At 60.5% G+C, this 18,920-nt stretch carries 14 protein-coding genes and 1 tRNA gene; 6 read left to right on the top strand and 9 right to left on the bottom strand.

The features are described from left to right. Positions 1–22 precede the first annotated feature (22 nt). The 3 genes from RBH71_RS14925 to podJ all read right to left on the bottom strand — a co-directional run bounded on the left by RBH71_RS14925 (position 23) and on the right by podJ (position 5,807). Positions 23–847 carry a TIGR02186 family protein gene (locus RBH71_RS14925; RefSeq protein WP_003514962.1) on the bottom strand — a complete coding sequence of 275 codons (825 nt, stop codon included), beginning with the start codon at positions 845–847 and terminating at the stop codon, positions 23–25. After that, on the bottom strand, positions 844–1,770 hold the full coding sequence (locus RBH71_RS14930) for a sulfite exporter TauE/SafE family protein (RefSeq protein WP_003514964.1): 927 nt from the start codon (positions 1,768–1,770) through the stop codon (positions 844–846). Before RBH71_RS14930 ends, RBH71_RS14925 begins: the two co-directional genes overlap by 4 nt. A 263-nt stretch (positions 1,771–2,033) precedes the next feature. After that, positions 2,034–5,807 (bottom strand): cell division protein PodJ, encoded by a 3,774-nt coding sequence (gene podJ, locus RBH71_RS14935; RefSeq protein WP_003514965.1) that lies wholly within the window; start codon positions 5,805–5,807, stop codon positions 2,034–2,036. Positions 5,808–6,183: 376 nt separating this feature from the next. Here podJ and RBH71_RS14940 point away from each other — a divergent pair, with 376 nt between their 5' ends. The 6 genes from RBH71_RS14940 (at position 6,184) to RBH71_RS14965 (ending at position 12,647) form a co-directional block, all read left to right on the top strand. Next, positions 6,184–7,980 (top strand): acyl-CoA dehydrogenase C-terminal domain-containing protein, encoded by a 1,797-nt coding sequence (locus RBH71_RS14940; protein WP_003514967.1) that lies wholly within the window; start codon positions 6,184–6,186, stop codon positions 7,978–7,980. Between the two features lie 32 nt (positions 7,981–8,012). Beyond that, positions 8,013–9,221 carry an acetyl-CoA C-acetyltransferase gene (locus RBH71_RS14945; RefSeq protein ID WP_003514969.1) on the top strand — a complete coding sequence of 403 codons (1,209 nt, stop codon included), beginning with the start codon at positions 8,013–8,015 and terminating at the stop codon, positions 9,219–9,221. A gap of 10 nt (positions 9,222–9,231) precedes the next feature. Next, positions 9,232–9,444, top strand: a complete 213-nt coding sequence (locus RBH71_RS14950; RefSeq protein WP_003514982.1) for a hypothetical protein — start codon at positions 9,232–9,234, stop codon at positions 9,442–9,444. 33 nt (positions 9,445–9,477) lie between these two features. Next, positions 9,478–11,694, top strand: a complete 2,217-nt coding sequence (locus tag RBH71_RS14955) for a 3-hydroxyacyl-CoA dehydrogenase NAD-binding domain-containing protein (protein ID WP_323687404.1) — start codon at positions 9,478–9,480, stop codon at positions 11,692–11,694. Positions 11,695–11,863: 169 nt separating this feature from the next. Then, a complete protein-coding gene (locus RBH71_RS14960; RefSeq protein WP_013635445.1) occupies positions 11,864–12,286 on the top strand; it encodes a hypothetical protein in 423 nt (140 codons plus the stop codon). A gap of 285 nt (positions 12,287–12,571) precedes the next feature. Next, positions 12,572–12,647, top strand: a tRNA-Phe gene (locus RBH71_RS14965). A gap of 246 nt (positions 12,648–12,893) precedes the next feature. Here RBH71_RS14965 and mnhG read toward each other — a convergent pair. Genes mnhG through RBH71_RS14995 form a run of 6 tightly spaced genes read right to left on the bottom strand, consistent with a single transcriptional unit; the run spans position 12,894 to position 18,894 of the window. Further along, on the bottom strand, positions 12,894–13,238 hold the full coding sequence (mnhG, locus tag RBH71_RS14970; RefSeq protein ID WP_003514988.1) for a monovalent cation/H(+) antiporter subunit G: 345 nt from the start codon (positions 13,236–13,238) through the stop codon (positions 12,894–12,896). Further along, positions 13,235–13,516: a K+/H+ antiporter subunit F gene (locus RBH71_RS14975; RefSeq protein ID WP_003514989.1), complete on the bottom strand. Its 282-nt coding sequence runs from the start codon at positions 13,514–13,516 to the stop codon at positions 13,235–13,237. The genes mnhG and RBH71_RS14975 overlap by 4 nt, the downstream gene beginning before the upstream one ends. Continuing rightward, positions 13,513–14,001, bottom strand: coding sequence for a Na+/H+ antiporter subunit E (locus tag RBH71_RS14980; RefSeq protein ID WP_003514990.1), 489 nt, complete (start codon positions 13,999–14,001; stop codon positions 13,513–13,515). Before RBH71_RS14980 ends, RBH71_RS14975 begins: the two co-directional genes overlap by 4 nt. After that, positions 13,998–15,644, bottom strand: a complete 1,647-nt coding sequence (locus RBH71_RS14985) for a monovalent cation/H+ antiporter subunit D (protein ID WP_003514992.1) — start codon at positions 15,642–15,644, stop codon at positions 13,998–14,000. Before RBH71_RS14985 ends, RBH71_RS14980 begins: the two co-directional genes overlap by 4 nt. Beyond that, positions 15,641–15,976 carry a Na+/H+ antiporter subunit C gene (locus RBH71_RS14990; RefSeq protein ID WP_003514993.1) on the bottom strand — a complete coding sequence of 112 codons (336 nt, stop codon included), beginning with the start codon at positions 15,974–15,976 and terminating at the stop codon, positions 15,641–15,643. The genes RBH71_RS14985 and RBH71_RS14990 overlap by 4 nt, the downstream gene beginning before the upstream one ends. Beyond that, positions 15,976–18,894, bottom strand: a complete 2,919-nt coding sequence (locus RBH71_RS14995) for a monovalent cation/H+ antiporter subunit A (RefSeq protein ID WP_003514994.1) — start codon at positions 18,892–18,894, stop codon at positions 15,976–15,978. Before RBH71_RS14995 ends, RBH71_RS14990 begins: the two co-directional genes overlap by 1 nt. Positions 18,895–18,920: the final 26 nt, after the last annotated feature.

Below are 18,920 nucleotides of genomic sequence, written 5' to 3' on the forward strand. Positions count from 1 at the left end.
CTTTTACGGGAATGAAAAACACTCAGTCCTTGCGGAAAATAATACTGGCACTCCAGCCCGTGACGACGGCGAGGAGAACGCACAGCGCGCCATAGGCAAGCGGTGTCTGATGCGCGGCATCGGTGATTGCCTGTTCCATGCCGGTCTTGACGACGCGCAGTTTCAGCTCGCGCTGGGCGATGAAATTGCCGCTCTTGAAGAGATAGGCACGGGCCGTATGCACGCCGTTCGGGACGTTGGCGGGCAGGCGCAGGGTTGCCCAGAACAGGCCGGTGCGTTCAAGCCGCACGCCGGTCGTGTCGTTGCGATAGATGCCGCTTGAAAGCCGCAGGCGCCGATAGGCCTCCTGAAAATCGAAGACATTGTCGGGCACGCCGGAAAACACCGCACTTTTGAGCGACAGATGTTCGACACCCAGCCCCATTGCCCGCAAGGTTCCAGGCGAAGCGACGGCGCTGATATCGCGCGTGCTGGCCATGGAATAGGATTCCGGCAGCGGCGTGAAGGTGATGGCGCTGGTATTGATCCAGATACCGGCCACGCGCTCCTTCTTGCGCACCGTCATGTAGTCGCTAGGGCCTTCGAGGGTGACGACGATATCATATTGGCCGATAGCGAGCAGCAACTGGTCGGTATTGTTGAGAGCGCCGAAAAGCGTGAAATCCGCCCCGCGAAAATCGGAGGTGATCGGAATCTCCGTCGTCGATGCGCCGATTTCGATATTTTCCTGCAAGGACCGCTGCTGTGTGCCGGGAGGCAGGGCAAGCGGCGGTGTCTGCGCCGAAGCGTTAAAGGCAAGACAGGAACCGATAAGCAGAAAGGCGCAAAGCAGCAGGCGGTGGGTCAATAACCTAACCCTCCGACGGCGACCGAAAACAGGTCTTCGGGGCGAACAACCAGTGCCACGGCAAGGCGAAGGGCGACTGCAAGCACCAGAAGCGCCAAAAGCGCGCGCAGCTGTTCGCCGCGCAGTTTCTGCCCGACGCGCACGCCATATTGCGCGCCGATGACGCCCGCGACCATCAGGATGAAGGCCAGCACCACATCGACGGAATAGTTCGTCGCGGCCTGAACGATGGTCGTATAGGCGGTGACGAAAATGATCTGGAACAGCGAAGTCCCGACAACGACGTTGGTCGGAATACGCAGAAGATAGATCATGGCCGGCACCATGATGAAGCCGCCGCCGACACCCATGATCGAGGTCAGGATGCCGATACCGAAACCCAGCGTGACGACGGGAATGATGCTGAGATAGATCTTCGACTTCTTGAACCGCATTTTCAGCGGCAGGCGGTGAACCCAGTTGTGATGGCCGGGGCGGCGCAGTGTCACCGTCTCATTACGGGCAGCACGGCGCAGGGCGGAAATGCTCTCCTTCAGCATCAAGGTGCCGACAGTGCCGAGCAGGATGACATAAAGCAGCGAAACGATGAGATCGAGCTGGCCGATGCTGCGCAGGAAGGAAAATATCCACACGCCCACCGTCGCGCCTACAAGACCGCCGACCAGCAGGACGCTCCCAAGCTTCACATCCAGCGTTCCGCGCCGGAAGTGCGTGATCGAGCCGGAGACGGAAGAGGCCACCACCTGGTTTGCGCCCGTCGCCACAGCCACTACGGGCGGAATATTGTAAAAAATCAACAATGGGGTGATGAGAAAACCGCCCCCCACACCGAACATGCCGGAAAGAAAACCGACGGCCGCGCCCATGCCGAGAATGATGAAAATGTTCACCGACAGTTCTGCAATCGGCAGATAGACAGTCACGGCTCGGACCTCGGGCAAATGGTTCCGGGCGGCAGGGCTTGTCCGGGTGTGGGGCCGCGCCGCGATTTACATTTTCTGTCTGAAAAGACCGGGCATGCCCAGCCTTCATCCGTCATGCCCGCGAGGGTCCGACGTGTCAACATTCAACGGTAAATACGTTGATAATTTGGAAAGATAGCGATCAGGCGTGGGAGCAGCGCCACATTCCGGCGCCAAACTGTAGGGAAGCGGCCGGGAAGGCCGCCTCATCCGTTGCGAAACGGTTATTTGTTGCGGGCGAGCAGCGCTGTCACCAGCTCGTTGGTGATGCGCCCGTCGGGTGTCTGGCCAACGGATTTCTGGAAATCCTTGATGGCGGTAACCGTGTTCTTGCCAAGCTTGCCGTCGGGCTGGCCGGCATCGAAACCGTTCTTGTTCAGGATTGCCTGAATGTTGCGGATAGCCTTTTCCATGTCCACGGAGGCAGTCTTCACGCCGTCCTTGCCAGCCCATTCCTCGGGCGGGTTGACACTGTTGGCGTCTTCCGAAAGCGGCTTGACCTTCCACGCGTCGGCTTTCGCACGTGCACTCTGAAGCTGCTGCGGGTTCATCGCTCCCGCAACCTCGTCACGCTTCTGGGCAGCGTCCGTGTCGCCATCCTTGGCCGCAATGGAGAACCACTTGTAGGATTCCTCGATATCCTGCTTCACGCCGCTTCCGCGCGCGTAGAGAATGGCAAGGTTGAACTGGCTGTCGCGGACACCGAGTTCGGAAGCCTTGATGAACCATTGCGCGGCGGTGGTGAAATCCGGCTGGCCGGCCGCATCGGAGGCGAGCAGGACGGCGAGATTGTGCATGGCGCCTGCATTGCCCTGTTCGGCTGCCAGCGTGTAATAGCGCTTCGCCTCGGAAAGGTTGCGCTCGACGCCATTCGCCTTCTCGTAAAGGTTGGCGAGACGATATTGTGCGGGAGCAAGGCCGCGATCCGCAGCCAGCTTGTACCATTTGGCGGCCTCCGCGCGATCGGCGGCAAGGCCGCGACCCTCGGTGTAGCGTGCTGCGATCTCGTACAGCGCCTGCGTGTCGCCCTTCGCTGCGGCTTCCGCCAGCGATGCTGGCTCGATACCGGCGGGAACTACAATCGCGCCCTGGGCGGCGGCAGTTGTGGTAGCGGCCTGCACCGGTGCCTGCGGCTCACTCTGTGCGACAGTGCCTGATGTCGCCGCATCCACAGCGGGCGCATCGGCAACAGGCGGTTCATTGGCAAGCGGCGCGCCGCCAATGGTACGCGGATCGATGGTGTTTTCCGATGGTGCTGCGTTTTCGATGCTGTCGGCGGATGCTGCCTCTTGCGGATCGATAGCCAGTTCGGACGGAATGGTCACGGCCTTGTCGCCGGTCTCGGGAAGTGCGGAGACCGGGGCATCGCCCATCTTCTCTTCGATGACCGGTGCCGGGGCTTCCGCGCCGCCCATCATCGTCTTGACGAGCGGCATGGCCATCATCGCAAGAAGAATGGCGCCGATGCCGAGCAGCAGCGGGCGACGATAACGTGAAAGCGCCGAAGCGTCTGGCTTGCGATTTTTCTTGCCGGTCTCAAGCTTCTCCGGTGAGGTTTCCATGGCGGCAGCCTGCGCTGCGCGACGGGCGGCGGCGATGAAATCCGTGCGGCCTTCTGCGTCCGCCGCCTTGCCGCTGGAAGCGACCTGGCTGGCGCGCACCCGTTCCAGTATTTTCTTGATATCAGGTGCGCCAGAGCCGGGCTCCAGAAGTTCGTTCTCCTGGCCCGCGGGCAGCACGTCGATCGGATCGAGCGAAGGGGCGGGTTCCACCTGCGTGCGGGTGGTGGTTGCCGATACGGGTTCTTCTGCCGATTTGGCGGTCTTCGCCGTGCCGGTTTTGAAACGCTTGGTCAGGCCGGCAAGCAGGCTCTTTTTCTCTGCTTTTGCGGGTTTTGCAGCGGCGGGCGGCACGATTGCCATCGCATCCGCGCCGTTTTCGCCGGCATCGCGCGTGTCTTCGAGAATAAGCTGTTCTTCGGCGATGTAGCCCTCTTGCGGGAAGATGGCGGCCGGCATGGCCACGTCTTCGCGGGCGGGCGTAATCATATGCTGCGCGACGTTGCGTGGCGCTGCCTCTTCGCGATAGGCGGGAGCGGGAGCGCGATTATCAAGGCTGTCCAGTCGACCGGCAATCTGCACCAGCGTTTCGTGCAGCGCCTCGAAGGTGCGGTGCGTGCGTTCTTCCGTGTTGCGGCTCAGCGCCTCGAGGCTGCGAAGATCGGTGGCAAGATCGGTCAGCATCGTCATATCGGCGAGGTTTGCGCCGGAGGAGACATTGTTGCGCGTAAAGGCGTCCAGAACGGCCTCGGCCGCCTGTCGAGCCGCTTCGATGATATATTCATCGTTGGACGCCATGTAGTCCTCGATCGCCGACATGCGGGCATCGAGTTCCGGCGACATGCCCGCCGGCTGGTGATGACCCGGCTGGCTGATTAGCGAGGAGAGATGGGCGATCTGATTTTCGAGGCTGAGCAAAGCGCCGCTGTCGGCGGGTGCGGCATGGGCGGTCTCGTCCAGACGGGCCGCGATATCGCCAAGCCGTTCTTCCAGGCGCGAAAAAGTGCCTTCGTTGAAACCAGCAACGGGCTGCGGCTGGCTGTAGCGATAGTCAAGGTCTTCGATGCGCCGGGAAAGCGTGTCGAGCCGTTCCGCCAGGCCGTCATTGACGGTGCCGTGATCCAGCGCGTCGATCTTGCGGGAAATGTCGCTGAGGAACGATGTCAGTTCCGCCTGCTGTGAGGGGCGCTGCGAACGCTCCAGAAGCAGGGAAAGCTGGTCCAGTCGCTCGTGCAGCTGTGCCGCGTCGCGCGCCGTGCTCAATTCGTCGATCTTGGCGGCCAGCGTTTCAAGACGGGCGGTGAGATCCACAGCAGGATCGGGCTTTGCGGCGGCAATACGATTGATATCGCCGAGCTGTTCGGCAAGGCCGTTCAGGCGGGTTTCCAGCCGCTGTGCCAGTGCGTTGTCGGTGGCCTGTGCATTGTTGGAGCGGGCGCCAGTAGCGGCAATGGCGCGGCTGATTTCATCCAGTCGCTGGTCCAGACCGGAAAACTGTTCGGTAAAGGCAGCCTCGTTCGGCTGCATATGCTTGCCGAGCTGCTCCACCGCGCTTGCGATGGTGATCAGCTTTTCCTCAAGCACGCGCACGGCGGGATTGTTGCTCATGCCGCCGAGCTGGGTCTTGATGTCGTCGAGACGATAGGCGAGCGAGACGATTTCATCCTGCAGCGAGGCCGTGTCGAAGCCGCGCAACGTGTCTTCCACGGTGTTCCAGCGGCTTTCTATCCGATGTACGCTGTCTTCACGCGCAAGCTGATCGATGGTGAGGCGCAGGTCATCGAATTCATTGCGCAGCCCGTAGGCATCGGGAGAGGCCAGATTGCCGAGCTGGTCGATGCTGCCGGCAAGCCTTGCAATATCGTCGCGCAGGTCGCCGATGAACTGCTGGTCTTCCGCGATCGCGCGAATATTGCGGATTTCGGCTCGCAGCCCTTGCGCTTCGCGCGCCACGCCCTCCGAGATATCGTGCTTCAGCTCATGCCGCAGGTTGACGAGCGCCTGCGCGATCTCCTGCAAGGCCGCGTCGTTTCGCTGCTGCTCCTGATAGGGCGGGATGGAGCGCGCGCGCGGTGCGGGGTTGGCCGCCGCGTTCTGCACGTCGTTCGGCCGGTATTCAGGCGCAAGCGGTCTGGTAATGGTTCGTTCCGGGCGCGCTACGGGCTCCTGCGGGCGCTGGAAGCTTGCCTCAAGCAGGCGCTGGCGCTGGCGGATTTCGTTGACCGGGTCGAGTTGCGGCGGGGTGACGGTGGCGCGTGGCTCGCGCGGCGCGGCATGGGCCTCGTTTTTCGGCTCGGCTGTCGTGGCGCGGGGGTCGCGCGGAAATTTCTGGCTCATCAGCCCTTCGATGCGGGCTTCAAGGCCTTCAATGGTGCGATTGAGAGCATCAAGAGACGACCTGTCGCTCGGGCTTTGGTTTTTCGATCGCAATCCGTTCATCTTCTCGCTCGCTTCGCTTCCGTCCGGCGTGCCCGGTGTTTGTTGCAACGGCTACCCGCCTGATAATGCCGTCGCACAACATGCAGCAATTCTAGAGCCGGTATTTGCCCCCATGGAGGAAAATGCTTCGATTGACGAAGCAGTTACCTCGTGTCGGAGAATTCACGAAACGTGGTAAAGAAGTGGTTAACTATGGTTGGAATTTTTTAACTTTTGCGGCGCGTAACGCTTTCGCGTGGGGCTGGCCAAGCATTGCGCGGAAAAAGGGCCATGACATTCGACCGGAATTTATTTGACGTTTACGCGCACGTCAAATATTGTCATCCCATATCGGCCGGATCGGCTCCGGCTTTCACGATGCGGAGGAACATCGGTAATGCCTGTTTACAAGGCCCCAGTTAAAGACACGCTTTTTATTCTGAACGACGTTCTTGGCCTCGAGCGGTATAACAACCTGCCCGGCTTCGAGGATGCAACCCCTGACATGATCGAGGCTATTACCGGCGAGGCGGCGAAACTTGCCGAGGAGCGGCTTTTCCCGCTGAACCTGTCTGGCGATCAACAGGGCTGCAAGCGTGCAGATGATGGTTCGGTTTCCGTTCCTGATGGTTTCAAGGAGGCTTACGACGCCTATTGTGAAGGCGGCTGGATCGGCCTCGCCGTACCGCCGGAATTCGGCGGACAGGGCCTGCCCTATACGCTGCATGCGGCGATTGGCGAGTATATGTCGTCCGCCAACCTGTCGCTGATGATGTATCCCGGCCTGACGCAGGGCGCCATCGCTGCCGTCCTCGTCCATGGCACGCAGGAGCAGAAAGAAACCTATCTGCCGAAGATGGTCGAGGGAACATGGTCCGGCACCATGAACCTGACGGAACCCCATTGCGGCACCGATCTCGGCCTGCTGCGCACAAAAGCAGTTCCGCAGGGCGACGGCAGCTACAAGATTTCCGGCCAGAAGATCTTCATTTCGGCCGGCGAACATTCCATGACTGACAATATCGTCCATCTGGTGATTGCCCGCATCGAGGGCGCGCCGGAAGGCACCAAGGGTATTTCGCTGTTCATCGTGCCGAAATTCCTCGTGAAGGAGGACGGTTCGCTCGGCGAGCGCAACGGCGTCACCTGCGGCGCGATCGAACACAAGATGGGCATCCACGGCAACGCCACCTGCGTCATGAACTATGACGATGCGACGGGGTATCTCTTGGGTGCGGAGAACAAGGGTCTCTCTGCCATGTTCGTGATGATGAACGAAGCCCGCCTCGGCGTCGGCCTTCAGGGCCTGTCCGTGGGTGAGATCGCCTATCAGAATGCGGTCGAATATGCCCGCGAGCGCATTCAGGGCCGTTCACTTTCCGGTGCGAAATTCCCCGATAAAAAGGCCGATCCGATCATCGTGCACCCGGATATCCGCCGTACGCTGATGACTATCAAGGCCCATAACGAGGCTGGTCGCGCCTTCCTTCTGTGGACCGCGCTGCAATCCGATATCGCCCATCGGTCGACCGATGAGAAAGAGCGTCAGACGGCAGATGACCTGCTCGGTCTCGTCACGCCGATCCTCAAAGGCGTGCTGACCGACAAGGGCTTCGACCATGCCGTGATGGCGCAGCAGGTCTTCGGCGGTCACGGCTATATCGAGGAACATGGCATGAGCCAATATGTCCGCGATGCCCGCATCACCATGATCTATGAGGGTGCGAACGGCATTCAGGCGCTCGATCTGGTCGGCCGCAAGCTCGGCATGAATGGCGGCCGTGCCGTCATGGCGCTGTTCAAGGAAATCGGCGATTTCTGCGAGGAAAACCGCGCCGACGAAAAGCTCAGCCTTTACACAAAGGGCCTGAAGAAGGGCTTGAACGATCTACAGGCCGCAACCATGTGGTTCATGCAGAACGCCATGGCCAAGCCAGACAATGCCGGTGCCGGTTCGACCGACTACATGCACCTCTTCGGTATCGTGGTGCTGGGTTACATGCAGGCCCGCATGGCGAAGGCGGCGAGCGAAGCCCTTGCGGCAGGTAGCACTTCGGACGAGGATTTCCTCAAGACCAAGCTTGTCACGGCGAAGTTTTATATGGAGCGCATCATGCCGGAAACGGCGCTACGCAAGGCCCGCATCGAAACCGGCGCGGACACCATGATGGAACTGGCTGCGGAAGCATTCTGACAGGGCGTGTCACGCGCCGAGGGAGAGAGTTAATGACCGACGTTTACATTTATGACCATGTCCGCACCCCGCGCGGACGCGGCAAGAAGGATGGCAGCCTGCATGAGGTGCCCTCCGTTCGCCTTGCCGCCAAGACGCTGGAAGCCATCCGCGACCGCAACGGGCTCGATACGTCTGCTGTCGATGACATCATCATGGGCTGTGTCGATCCCGTCATGGATGCCGGTGCAGTTATCCCGAAAGCCGCCGCCTTCGAGGCCGGTTATTCCAACAAGGCACCGGGAATGCAGATCTCGCGCTTCTGCGCTTCAGGTCTCGATGCCATCAACTTCGCGGCCGGCAAGGTCAAGGCAGGCTCCGACGATATCGTCATTGCCGGCGGCGTGGAAAGCATGTCGCGCGTTGGCATGGGCATGTCTGGTGGCGCCTGGTACATGGACCCTTCGGTCAACTTCCCCGCCTTCTTCATGCCGCAGGGCGTGTCGGCAGATCTCATCGCCACGAAATACGGTTTCTCCAGGGACGATGTCGACGCCTATGCTGTCGAAAGCCAGAAGCGCGCTGCACATGCCTGGGAAAAGGGTTATTTCAGCAAGTCCGTTATCCCCGTGAAGGACCGCAACGGCCTGACGATCCTCGACCGCGACGAACATATGCGCCCCGGTACGGACATGCAGGCGCTTGCCTCACTCAACCCCTCTTTCCAAATGCCGGGTGAAATGGGCGGCTTCGAAGCCGTTGGCATCATGGCGCACCCGGAAGTGGAGCGTATTAACTACGTGCACCATGCGGGCAATTCGTCCGGTATCGTCGATGGCGCGGCCGCCGTTCTGGTTGGTTCCAAGGCGGGCGGCGAGGCTATGGGCATGAAACCGCGTGCCCGCATCAGGGCTTTCGCCAATATCGGTTCCGATCCGGCGCTAATGCTGACCGGCCCGGTGGATGTGACCGAGAAGCTTCTGAAAAAGACCGGGATGTCGCTTGCCGATATCGATCTTTTCGAACTCAACGAGGCCTTCGCCGCCGTCGTGCTGCGTTACATGCAGGCCTTCGACATCAGCCACGACAGGATGAACGTCAATGGCGGCGCAATCGCCATGGGCCATCCGCTGGGTGCGACAGGAGCGATGATCCTCGGCACGGTGCTTGACGAGTTGGAGCGGCGCGATCTGAACACCGCGCTCGTCACGCTCTGCATCGGCGCGGGCATGGGCACAGCGACCGTTATCGAGCGGGTTTGAGAGGCTGGTCATGAGGCGCGAGGTTTACGAGCGACCCAAGAACGAGATCGAACAGCAACTGGCTAGGCACAATCTGGAAAAGGACATGGCGCAGGATCATAGGGCGTTCGTCAGCCCCGTTTCTTCTGCACATGTCCGCCGCCTCCGAGCCGAACGTTGGGGTTTGATTGTGTTTCTCGTTCTCGTGGTCGGTTCTCTCGGCCTCGCCATCGGCCTGTCATAACCTCAGGGAAATTCAGGGAAGAGGAATCCCAAAATGAGCACTTATACCAATTTCACCATCGAGACGGACGCAGACGGCATTGCCCTTGTCACCTGGGACATGCCGGAAAAGTCCATGAACGTCTTCACGTCGGAAGTGATGGATGAGCTGAACGCCATCGTTGACGCGACTGTCGCCGATAGCGCAGTCAAGGGTGTTGTCTTCACCTCCGGCAAGAGCACGTTTTCAGGCGGTGCCGATCTTTCGATGATCAAGTCGATGTTCTCCTTCTACAATGACGAGAAGGCGAAGGACCCGGATCAGGCAGCCGCCAAGCTGTTCGAACTGGTCGGCCGCATGACCGGCTTGTTCCGCAAGCTGGAGACCAACGGTAAGCCCTGGGTCTCAGCCATCAACGGCACCTGCATGGGCGGCGCTTTCGAGCTGTCGCTTGCCTGCCACGGTCGCGTCGCGTCGAATGCCAAGAGCCTCAAGATAGCCCTTCCTGAAGTCAAGGTCGGCATTTTCCCTGGTGCCGGCGGCACCCAGCGCGTGCCGCGCCTGACCGATGCGCAATCTGCCTTGCAGATGATGACCACCGGTCAGTCGCTGACCGGTGCGCGCGCCAAGGCCATGGGGCTGGTTCATCAGGTGGTGGAGCCGGATCAGCTCATTTCCGCTGCCAAGCAAATGATCAAGGACGGCCTGAAGCCGGTTGCCCCTTGGGATGAAAAAGGCTTCAAGGCCCCCGGCGGCGGCATCTGGACGCCGGCCGCTGCCCAGCTCTGGCCGGCCGCTCCGGCGATCCTGCGCCGTGAAAGCGCCGGCAACTATCCGGCCGCACTTGCTATCCTGAAATGCGTCTATGAGGGTCTGCAATTGCCGTTCGATACGGCGTTGAAGGTGGAGCAGCGTTATTTCACCGAAATCCTTCGTTCGAAGGAAGCCTTCGGCATGATCCGCTCGCTGTTCGTTTCCATGCAGGAACTGGGCAAGGGCGCGCGCCGCCCGGCCGGTCAGCCGAAGACGGAGTTCAGAAAGGTCGGCGTCGTCGGCGCGGGCTTCATGGGCGCCGCCGTTGCTTATGTCACTGCCGCAGCCGGTATCCCCGTCACGCTGGTGGACCGCGATCAGGAAGCCGCCGACAAGGGCAAGGGCCATTGCGAGGAAAGCGTCAAGGCCGCCATCGGCAAGGGCAGGCTGACGCAGGATGAAGGCAAGGCCTTGCTCGACCTCGTTACCCCGACAGCGGATTACGCGGCGCTCTCCGACGCCGATCTCGTCATCGAGGCCGTCTTCGAAGACCGCGACGTGAAGAAGGCCGTCATCGAGGCCGTGGAAGCCGTGTTGCCGCAAGGCGCAATTTTCGCCTCCAACACCTCCACCTTGCCGATCACCGGGCTTGCGAAGAACTCCAAGCGCCCGGTGGATTTCATCGGCATCCACTTCTTCTCGCCGGTCGAGAAGATGATGCTGACGGAAGTCATCCTCGGCAAGGAAACGGGCGATAAGGCGCTGGCCGTCGCGCTGGATTATGTGGCCAAGATCAGGAAGACGCCGATTGTCGTCAACGACACGCGCGGCTTCTTCGTCAATCGCTGCGTGCTGCGTTACATGGCGGAAAGCTACGACATGCTGATCGAGGGTGTGCCGCCCGCCATGATCGAGAATGCCGCGAAATTCGCCGGCATGCCGGTCGGCCCGCTGGCGCTGAACGACGAGGTGGCAATCGATCTTTCCTACAAGATCCTGAAAGCAACCGTCGCCGATCTCGGTGAAAAGGCTGTCGATCCGCGCCATATGGAACTGGTGAAGAAGCTGGTGGAAGGCGAGGGCCGTTTTGGCCGCAAGAACGCCAAGGGCTTTTACGACTACCCGCCAAAGCCTGCCAAGAAGTCCCTCTGGCCCGGCCTGAAGGATCTCTATCCTCAGCAGAAGCCGGAGGATGTGGATATGGAAGTGCTGAAACAGCGCTTTCTGGTCACCGTGGCGCTGGAAGCCGCCCGCACCGTGGAGGAGGGCATTGTCACCGATTCGCGTGAGGCCGATGTCGGCTCCATCCTCGGTTTCGGCTTTGCGCCCTACACCGGCGGCGCCCTCTCCTATATCGACGGCATGGGCGTGAAGACCTTCGTGGCGCTGGCCGAGAAGCTGAGCGAGACCTATGGCCCACGCTTCAAGCCGACGCCGCTTCTGAAGGACATGGCGGCCAAGGGCGAGACCTTCTACGGTCGCTTCGATCCCTATGGCAGCACCGCGAAAGCGGCATAAGCCTTCAAGACATACAAATGAACAGGCCCTTCGGGGCCTGTTTTTTTATCGGCCTATCGTGCCGATACCGTCGCTTTATGTGCATCCTTTGCCCGGCTGGGGCGTTGAGAAGGCGTGAACGGGCGATGCGCGCCCGGTGCCGCAATTCAGGACACTTCAGGAGACTGCAATGAAGACATCGCTGCGATCCCATGGTTTCGACAAACCATCGGACCTTGACGACCACTTGGCTGAACTTGATGAAGAAGCTGCGGAGAAAGAGGCAGAAAAGCCCGCTGTCCGAGAGGCGCGTGCTTCCGCTACGGTGGACCAGTCGATACGCGCGGAACTGGACGAACTCCGCAAACAGTTGGAAAAGCTGCGCCGCGATGTGAAAAAGCTGGAATCGGCGTCCCATCCAACCCGCCACAAACCCACAGATATCAGGCACGAGAAAGACCACGAGAATTCGCGCCTGATGATGGTTGTGCGCTCCGTTGCCGTTACCTCGCTTGCCAGCCGCATCTTCGCGTCCTCACCCGTCATGGCGGCTCTGGTGGCTGTGGTGCCTTTTGCGCTTGGACTTGCCGCACGGCGCAGGGAAGGGGCATAATTGCCCCAAGCCGCCCAACCGCCGCTCGCCCGGATCAGCCGCGCCTGAACCCGCCACCTGACTGATGTCGATCAGGTCTGGCGGATTGCCGATAGCGCGTTTCCAGCCACGATAAGGCCTTCACAGCGCAAGTATTCCAGCCATCCACAGGCGCCGTGAAAAAACTGTCAAAAAACTTCGCTATGGCGCTTGCCATGTCCGAACAAGATGTTATAACCCCGCTCACTTTCGGGGCACCAAACAGCCCCGCCCGCCAAAAGCGGAGGTTCTTCATGGACCTGAAGTGCCCGGATAGCTCAGTTGGTAGAGCAGCGGATTGAAAATCCGCGTGTCGGTGGTTCAAATCCGCCTCCGGGCACCATTCTTCTTAATTTCATTTTTTCCTGAATTGGATGCGTGTTGCCTCCCCCGCGCTGGCGAGATCAGATTGCTTCCGTTGTCATCAGTTTTTTAGCGCGGACGATGTAACTCGATGCGTTACGTCTGCCTACTTGTCCAACAATCGGAAAGCCGCCCGCAAGTGGATCATCGGATAAGACCCGTCGCAGGAGAGTTTCCTTGACCTTCAGGAAGGTAATTCACGCAAAACTTATCTTAGTCCGCGGTGCTACAGATGCTCCCGGTTATCCGTATTCTGCTCCGCCCGGTCCCGATAAAGCGCGGCGCGGCCGAGCAGCATCAGGGAAACCGGTGTCGTCACCGTCACGAAGATGCCGATGAAGATCTCGTGGAAGGCGAAGCGGTCGCCGGAGACGGAGAAATAGATGATGGAGGCCATGACGATGCCGCCGGTGCCCCAGCTGGTGCCGAGCGTCGGTGCGTGCAGGCGCTCGTAGAAGCTGTTGAGCTTGGCAAAGCCGATGGTGCCGATCAGCGTCAGCGAGGCGCCCAGAAGGACGAAGAACGCCACCAGAATGGCGGCCCAGAGCGGAAATTCTGCGGCATTGTTCATTCAATCACCTCGCCACGCATCATGAATTTGGACAGGGCAACGGTGGAGACGAAGCCAAGGATCGCGATGAGCAGCGAGGCCTCGAAATAGATGTCGTTGCCGGTGCGCAGGCCGAAGGTCAAGAGAAGCAGCATGGCGTTGACATAGAGCGTGTCGACGCCGAGCACCCGGTCCTGGGCGCGTGGGCCGATGGCGATGCGGTAAACGGAAATCGTCATGGCAATGGCGAGCATCAGCTGCGCGAGCGAAAAGGACCAGAAAAGGATAATCGAACTCATTCGAATATCTCCATCAACAGTTTTTCATATCGGTTCTTGATGAGGCTTATCCAGGCCGCCTCATCCTCATCGTCGAGAACATGAAGCAGAAGCGTGCCCTGGCTGGAATTATATTCGAGCCAGGCGCTTCCCGGTGTCGAGGTGAGGATTGTCGCCAGAACGGCCAATCCCATCGGATCGCGAATATCGAGCGGCACCGCGAGGAAACCGGATTTGCGATCTCTCTCTCGCTGGAACAGAATAATCTTCACGACGGAAATATTGGACAGGACGATGTCGTAAAGCACGATCGCGATCAGCTTGACGAGCTTGTGCCAGTTGCGGATGCGCGGTTTTGCCGGCCGGAGCGACGCCATAGCCCAGGAGGCGATGAGGGCCACACCGGTGCCTAGCAGCAGATGTCCGGCTGAAAAGCTGTTGATCGTCATCCAGAAGATGATCAGCGAAACCGTCAGCAGCGGGTAGGGCAGGACACGGCTTATCATGGCTGCGCCTCCGGATTGGTTCCCGCTCTTGGGGCGGAAATGACGCCCTGAATGTAGCTGGCCGGCAGATCGAGAATACGCGCCGTCTCCTGCATGTAGCGCATCACCGGCCCCGCCTGCACGGTCATGGCGAGTGTCAGTCCCAGCAGCAGCATGATGGGCGCTATTTCGATGACGAGAACACGCGGTACTGTGCCTTCGAGGGAGGCCCAGAAGGTGCGGATGCCCGCGCGGGTCATCGAGATCAGCGAGGCGAAACCTGCAAAGACAATCAGGAAGACCAGCCACCAGGAAAGGGTGGAGACGCTGTCATTGGCACCCAGCCCTGAAGGGTTGAGAATGGCGGTCAGCATGGAGAATTTGGCGATGAAGCCCGAGAGCGGCGGCAGACCGGCGAGGAGAATGCCGCAGGCTGCAAAACACGCCCCGAGCACCGCCATGGTGCCGGGCATGGTTACGCCGACTTCTTCTTCCTCTTCCTCCTCTTCGCCCTCGCCATAGGCTTCCATGGTTACGGCAAGAACGTTCGCGCCGGCATCCTGCCCGCGTTCCACCAGTTCGATCAGCATGAAGAAAGCGCTGATGGTCAGTGTGGAACTGACGAGATAATAGAGCGCGCCGGCTGCAACCGTGGGATTGCCGGTGCCCATGGCCGCGAGAAGCGTTCCCGAGGACACCAGAACCGAAAACCCGGCCAGCCGCCCAAGCGCCTGCGAGGCGAGTACGCCGATTGCGCCGAAGATGATGGTGGCGATGCCGCCGACAAGCAGGGCATCATGGCCAAAACCGGCCGATTCCCCGGCCGTCTGCCCGAAAAGCAGGAAGGACAGGCGGGCAATGACATAGATGCCGACCTTGCTCATGATAGCAAACAGCCCGCCGACAGGTGCTGAAGCCGAGCCATAGGCGGAAGGCAGCCAGAAATTCAGCGGCCACATGCCAGCCTTGACCAGGAACGCGATGCCGAGAACCGCAGCGCCGGTTTCAAGCAGCATGCGCTGGTCCGGGTTGAGGCCGTCGATGCGGTGGGCAAGGTCACCCATGTTCAGCGTGCCGGTGACGCCATAGATGAGGCTGACGCCGATCAGGAAGAACAATGCGGCGACGAGGTTGATGGCGATGTAATGCAGCCCGGCCTTGACGCGCTGCTGACCGGAGCCATGCAACAGCAAACCATAGGATGCCGCGAGCATAACCTCGAAGAAAACGAAGAGGTTGAAGAGGTCACCGGTCAGGAAAGCACCGTTGACGCCCATCAGCATCATCTGGAACAGCGAATGGAAATGCGCGCCTGCCTTATGCCATTTCGCCAGCGAATAGATCAGCGAGGGAATGGCAAGCAGTGCCGTCAAAAGCACCATCAGCCCGGAGAGGCGATCGGCAACGAGCACGATGCCGAAGGGCGCTGGCCAGTTGCCGAGCAGATAGACCCCGCTCGAAACCACCGCCGCGATCTCGGTATTGACCGTCGAGTTCACCTCGCGAAACAGCAGGATGGCGACAACAAGCAATATCACGGTCGAGGCAAGGCTGATGGCGGCCTTCGCCACGCGCTGGCGCTCGTCGAAGAACAACAGGAGGGCTGCGGTGATCAGCGGCACCAGAATGGGCGCGATGACGATGTGGAAGGGGAACGACATCATTTCGATTCCCTCCCGTCCACATGGTCGGTGCCGGTAAGCCCCCGGGCGGCCAAAAGCACGACGAGGAACAGCGCAGTCGTCGCAAAGCCGATGACGATTGCCGTCAACACCAGCGCCTGCGGCACCGGGTCGGCAAGCGTGGAACTGTCGACGCCGTTCACCAGCACCGGCGGCGCATTGGTCTTGATGCCGCCGACGCCGAAGATGAACAGGTTGACGGCATAGGACAGCAGCGAAAGCCCGACGATGACCTGATAAGTGCGCGGGCGCAGGATCAGCCAGACGCCGGAGCCGGTCATGATGCCGATGCCGATTGAAAGAATGAGTTCCATTACACGTCCTCCGCTTTTGCGGCTTCAGGCGTGCGAACGCGGTAGTTACGCAACGATTGGTGTGCCAGTGCTATAAGAATAAGAACGGTGGAGCCGACGACCAGCGAGAAGACGCCGAGGTCGAACAGCAAGGCGGATGCTGTCGGCATTTTGCCGATATAGGGTATCTCCGTGTACTGGAAATAAGAGGTCAGGAACGGATAGCCGAAGTACCAGGACCCCATGCCGGTTGCCGCCGCCATCAGAAGGCCGAAGCCCATCCAGCGCAGCGGCAGGATGCGGATGCGATCCTCCGCCCAGCGCGCGCCGCCGGCGAGATATTGCAGCAGGAACGCGATTGCCATGGTGATGCCGGCCGCAAAGCCGCCGCCGGGCAGATCGTGGCCGCGTATGAACAGGAAGATCGAAAAGGTGACGATAACCGGGAACATCCATTGCATGACGATGGACGGTACATAGAGATAGTCGCGCACCGTATCGCCCTTGCTGCGGTCGGGCCGCTCCGCATCGAAGGCGTTTTGCATCTGCTGCTGTTCCGGCACCCCGATGCTTTCATGCGCAGGGCGGAAACGGCGAAGCAGCGCAAAGACCGTTAGCGCCACGATCGCCAGCACCGCGATTTCGCCGAACGTGTCGAAGCCGCGGAAATCGACGAGGATGACGTTGACGACATTGGTGCCGCCGCCTTCCGAATAAGCGCGCTCGAGGAAATAGGTCGCGATGGCGTTCGGCACGGGCAGGGTCATGACCGCATAGGCGATGACGGACATGCCAATGCCGCTTGCTGCGGCCAGCAGGAAGTCACGGGCGCGGCGAAGCTGCGCCGGCAATTCATCGCTGCTGTCCACCTTCTCGAAGCGTTTCGGCAGCCATCTGAGACCGAGCAGGATCAGAACGGTGGTGACGATTTCGACCAGCAACTGGGTGATCGCGAGATCGGGTGCAGAAAGCCAGACGAATGTCAGGCAGGTGACAAGGCCGGAAACGCCGAGCATGATGAGTGCGGCGAGACGATGATATTTCGCCTGCCAGGCGGCACCCAGCGCGGCGATCATGCCGATCAGCCACAGAATGGCAAAGATCGGATCGAAGGACGTCACGCGCGGCAGCGATAATGAAAATTCCGAGAGGAAAAGCGGCGAGAAACCGGCAAGAATCGCCACGAGGATCAGAAGCCTCAGCTGCGGCTGCAGGCGCCGGGTGCCGAGCGTGCTTTCCAGCCACCGCGCCCACTTCCAGGACACGGTGACGAGAATGCGCTCGAAGATGCGCTGTCCCCGAAGATGCCGGAAGATCGGCGGGCCGTCGTCGCAGCGGGAGAAATAGCCGCCGAGCAGGGCATAGATGGCAACGCCGCCGCCGAGTGCCGCAATACTCATGATGAGCGGCAGGTTGAAACCGTGCCAAATCGACAGGCTGTAGACGGGCGTTTGCGGACCGAGAACGGAAAGCACGGCCGAATGCAGGAACGGGCCGATCGACAGGCTCGGAACGATGCCGACGATCAGGCAGGCGAAAACCAGGAACTCGATCGGGAAACGCATCCAGCGCGGCGGCTCATGCGGATTGGGGTTCGGCAGGTCAACCGGCTTGGGGCCGAAGAAGACCGTGTGGATGAAGCGTAGCGAGTAGGCGACGGCGAAGGCGCCTGACAACGTCGCGACGTATGGCAAAGCCCGGTCGAGCAGCGAGTCTGCGTGGGTTTCGACGGCCTCGGCAAAGAACATTTCCTTGGAGAGGAAGCCGTTGAACAGGGGTACGCCGGCCATTGCAGCGCTCGCCGCCATGGCGAGCGTCGCGGTTGCCGGCATATAGGTGTAAAGTCCGCTCAGTCGCCGCATGTCGCGCGTGCCGGTTTCATGGTCGATGATGCCGGCCGCCATGAACAGCGATGCCTTGAAGGTGGCGTGGTTGACCATGTGGAAGATCGCCGCAACCGCCGCAAGCGGGCTGCCGAGGCTCAAAAGCGTGGTGATGAGCCCCAGATGGCTGATGGTGGAATAGGCGAGCAAGCCTTTCAGGTCCTGCTGGAACATGGCGAAATAGGCGCCGAGCAGCAGGGTGATGACGCCTGCAGCACCCACCAGCCAGAACCATTCCGGCGTGCCTGCCAGCACCGGCCAGAACCGCGCCAGCAGGAAAACCCCGGCCTTCACCATGGTGGCCGAGTGCAGATAGGCGGAAACGGGCGTGGGCGCCGCCATGGCATTGGGCAGCCAGAAATGAAACGGAAACTGTGCGCTTTTCGTCAGCGCGCCGCCAAGGATGAGAATAAGTGCGGGCAGATAAAGGGAATGGGCGCGGATATCGGGACCGGCCGCGATGATCTTGTCCAGATCGTAGCTTCCCGCCATGTGGCCGAGGATCAGAAGCCCGGCTAGCAGGCTGAAGCCGCCGATGCCGGTCACAGTCAGCGCCATGCGGGCGCCATCGCGCGCGCCGGCGTTCTGGTGCCAGTAGCCGATCAGCAGGAACGAGAAGATGCTGGTCATTTCCCAGAAGATCGACAGCAAAATGACGTTGCCGGACAGCACTATGCCGAGCATCGAGCCCATGAAGGCGAGCAGAAAGGCGAAAAACCGTGGAATAGGGTCCTGGGCCGACATGTAATATCGGGCGTAGAGAACCACGAGCAGGCCGATGCCGGTAATGAGGATCGCGAAAATCCAGGCGAAGCCATCCAGCCGCAGGGTAAAATTAAGCCCCAGCTGCGGCAGCCATTCCACATCGTATTTCAGCACGCCACCGCCACTGACATTTGGATAAAGAAGGATGCTGCCGACCAGGCCGAAGAGGGCTACGGCGCTAGCTACGTAGGCCGCGCTTGCGGCCGCGCCTTCGCGCGGCATGAAGGCCGTTATGAGAGCGCCGACGAACGGCAATGCGATAATAAATGGTAGAACGGTTGCAAGTGTCATATGCGGCGGCGGTTTTCTCTCTGGAA

The sequence above is a fragment of the Rhizobium sp. AN68 genome, from assembly GCF_030758035.1.
GTDB lineage: Bacteria > Pseudomonadota > Alphaproteobacteria > Rhizobiales > Rhizobiaceae > Agrobacterium > Agrobacterium tumefaciens.

Excerpts from the sequence above, each read along its gene's own strand:
- podJ (WP_003514965.1), bottom strand. The coding sequence starts at position 5,807 with ATGAACGGATTGCGATCGAAAAACCAAAGCCCGAGCGACAGGTCGTCT.
- RBH71_RS14940 (WP_003514967.1), top strand. The coding sequence starts at position 6,184 with ATGCCTGTTTACAAGGCCCCAGTTAAAGACACGCTTTTTATTCTGAAC.
- RBH71_RS14945 (WP_003514969.1), top strand. The coding sequence starts at position 8,013 with ATGACCGACGTTTACATTTATGACCATGTCCGCACCCCGCGCGGACGC.
- RBH71_RS14950 (WP_003514982.1), top strand. The coding sequence starts at position 9,232 with ATGAGGCGCGAGGTTTACGAGCGACCCAAGAACGAGATCGAACAGCAA.
- RBH71_RS14955 (WP_323687404.1), top strand. The coding sequence starts at position 9,478 with ATGAGCACTTATACCAATTTCACCATCGAGACGGACGCAGACGGCATT.
- RBH71_RS14960 (WP_013635445.1), top strand. The coding sequence starts at position 11,864 with ATGAAGACATCGCTGCGATCCCATGGTTTCGACAAACCATCGGACCTT.
- mnhG (WP_003514988.1), bottom strand. The coding sequence starts at position 13,238 with ATGAACAATGCCGCAGAATTTCCGCTCTGGGCCGCCATTCTGGTGGCG.
- RBH71_RS14975 (WP_003514989.1), bottom strand. The coding sequence starts at position 13,516 with ATGAGTTCGATTATCCTTTTCTGGTCCTTTTCGCTCGCGCAGCTGATG.
- RBH71_RS14980 (WP_003514990.1), bottom strand. The coding sequence starts at position 14,001 with ATGATAAGCCGTGTCCTGCCCTACCCGCTGCTGACGGTTTCGCTGATC.
- RBH71_RS14985 (WP_003514992.1), bottom strand. The coding sequence starts at position 15,644 with ATGATGTCGTTCCCCTTCCACATCGTCATCGCGCCCATTCTGGTGCCG.
- RBH71_RS14990 (WP_003514993.1), bottom strand. The coding sequence starts at position 15,976 with ATGGAACTCATTCTTTCAATCGGCATCGGCATCATGACCGGCTCCGGC.
- RBH71_RS14995 (WP_003514994.1), bottom strand. The coding sequence starts at position 18,894 with ATGACACTTGCAACCGTTCTACCATTTATTATCGCATTGCCGTTCGTC.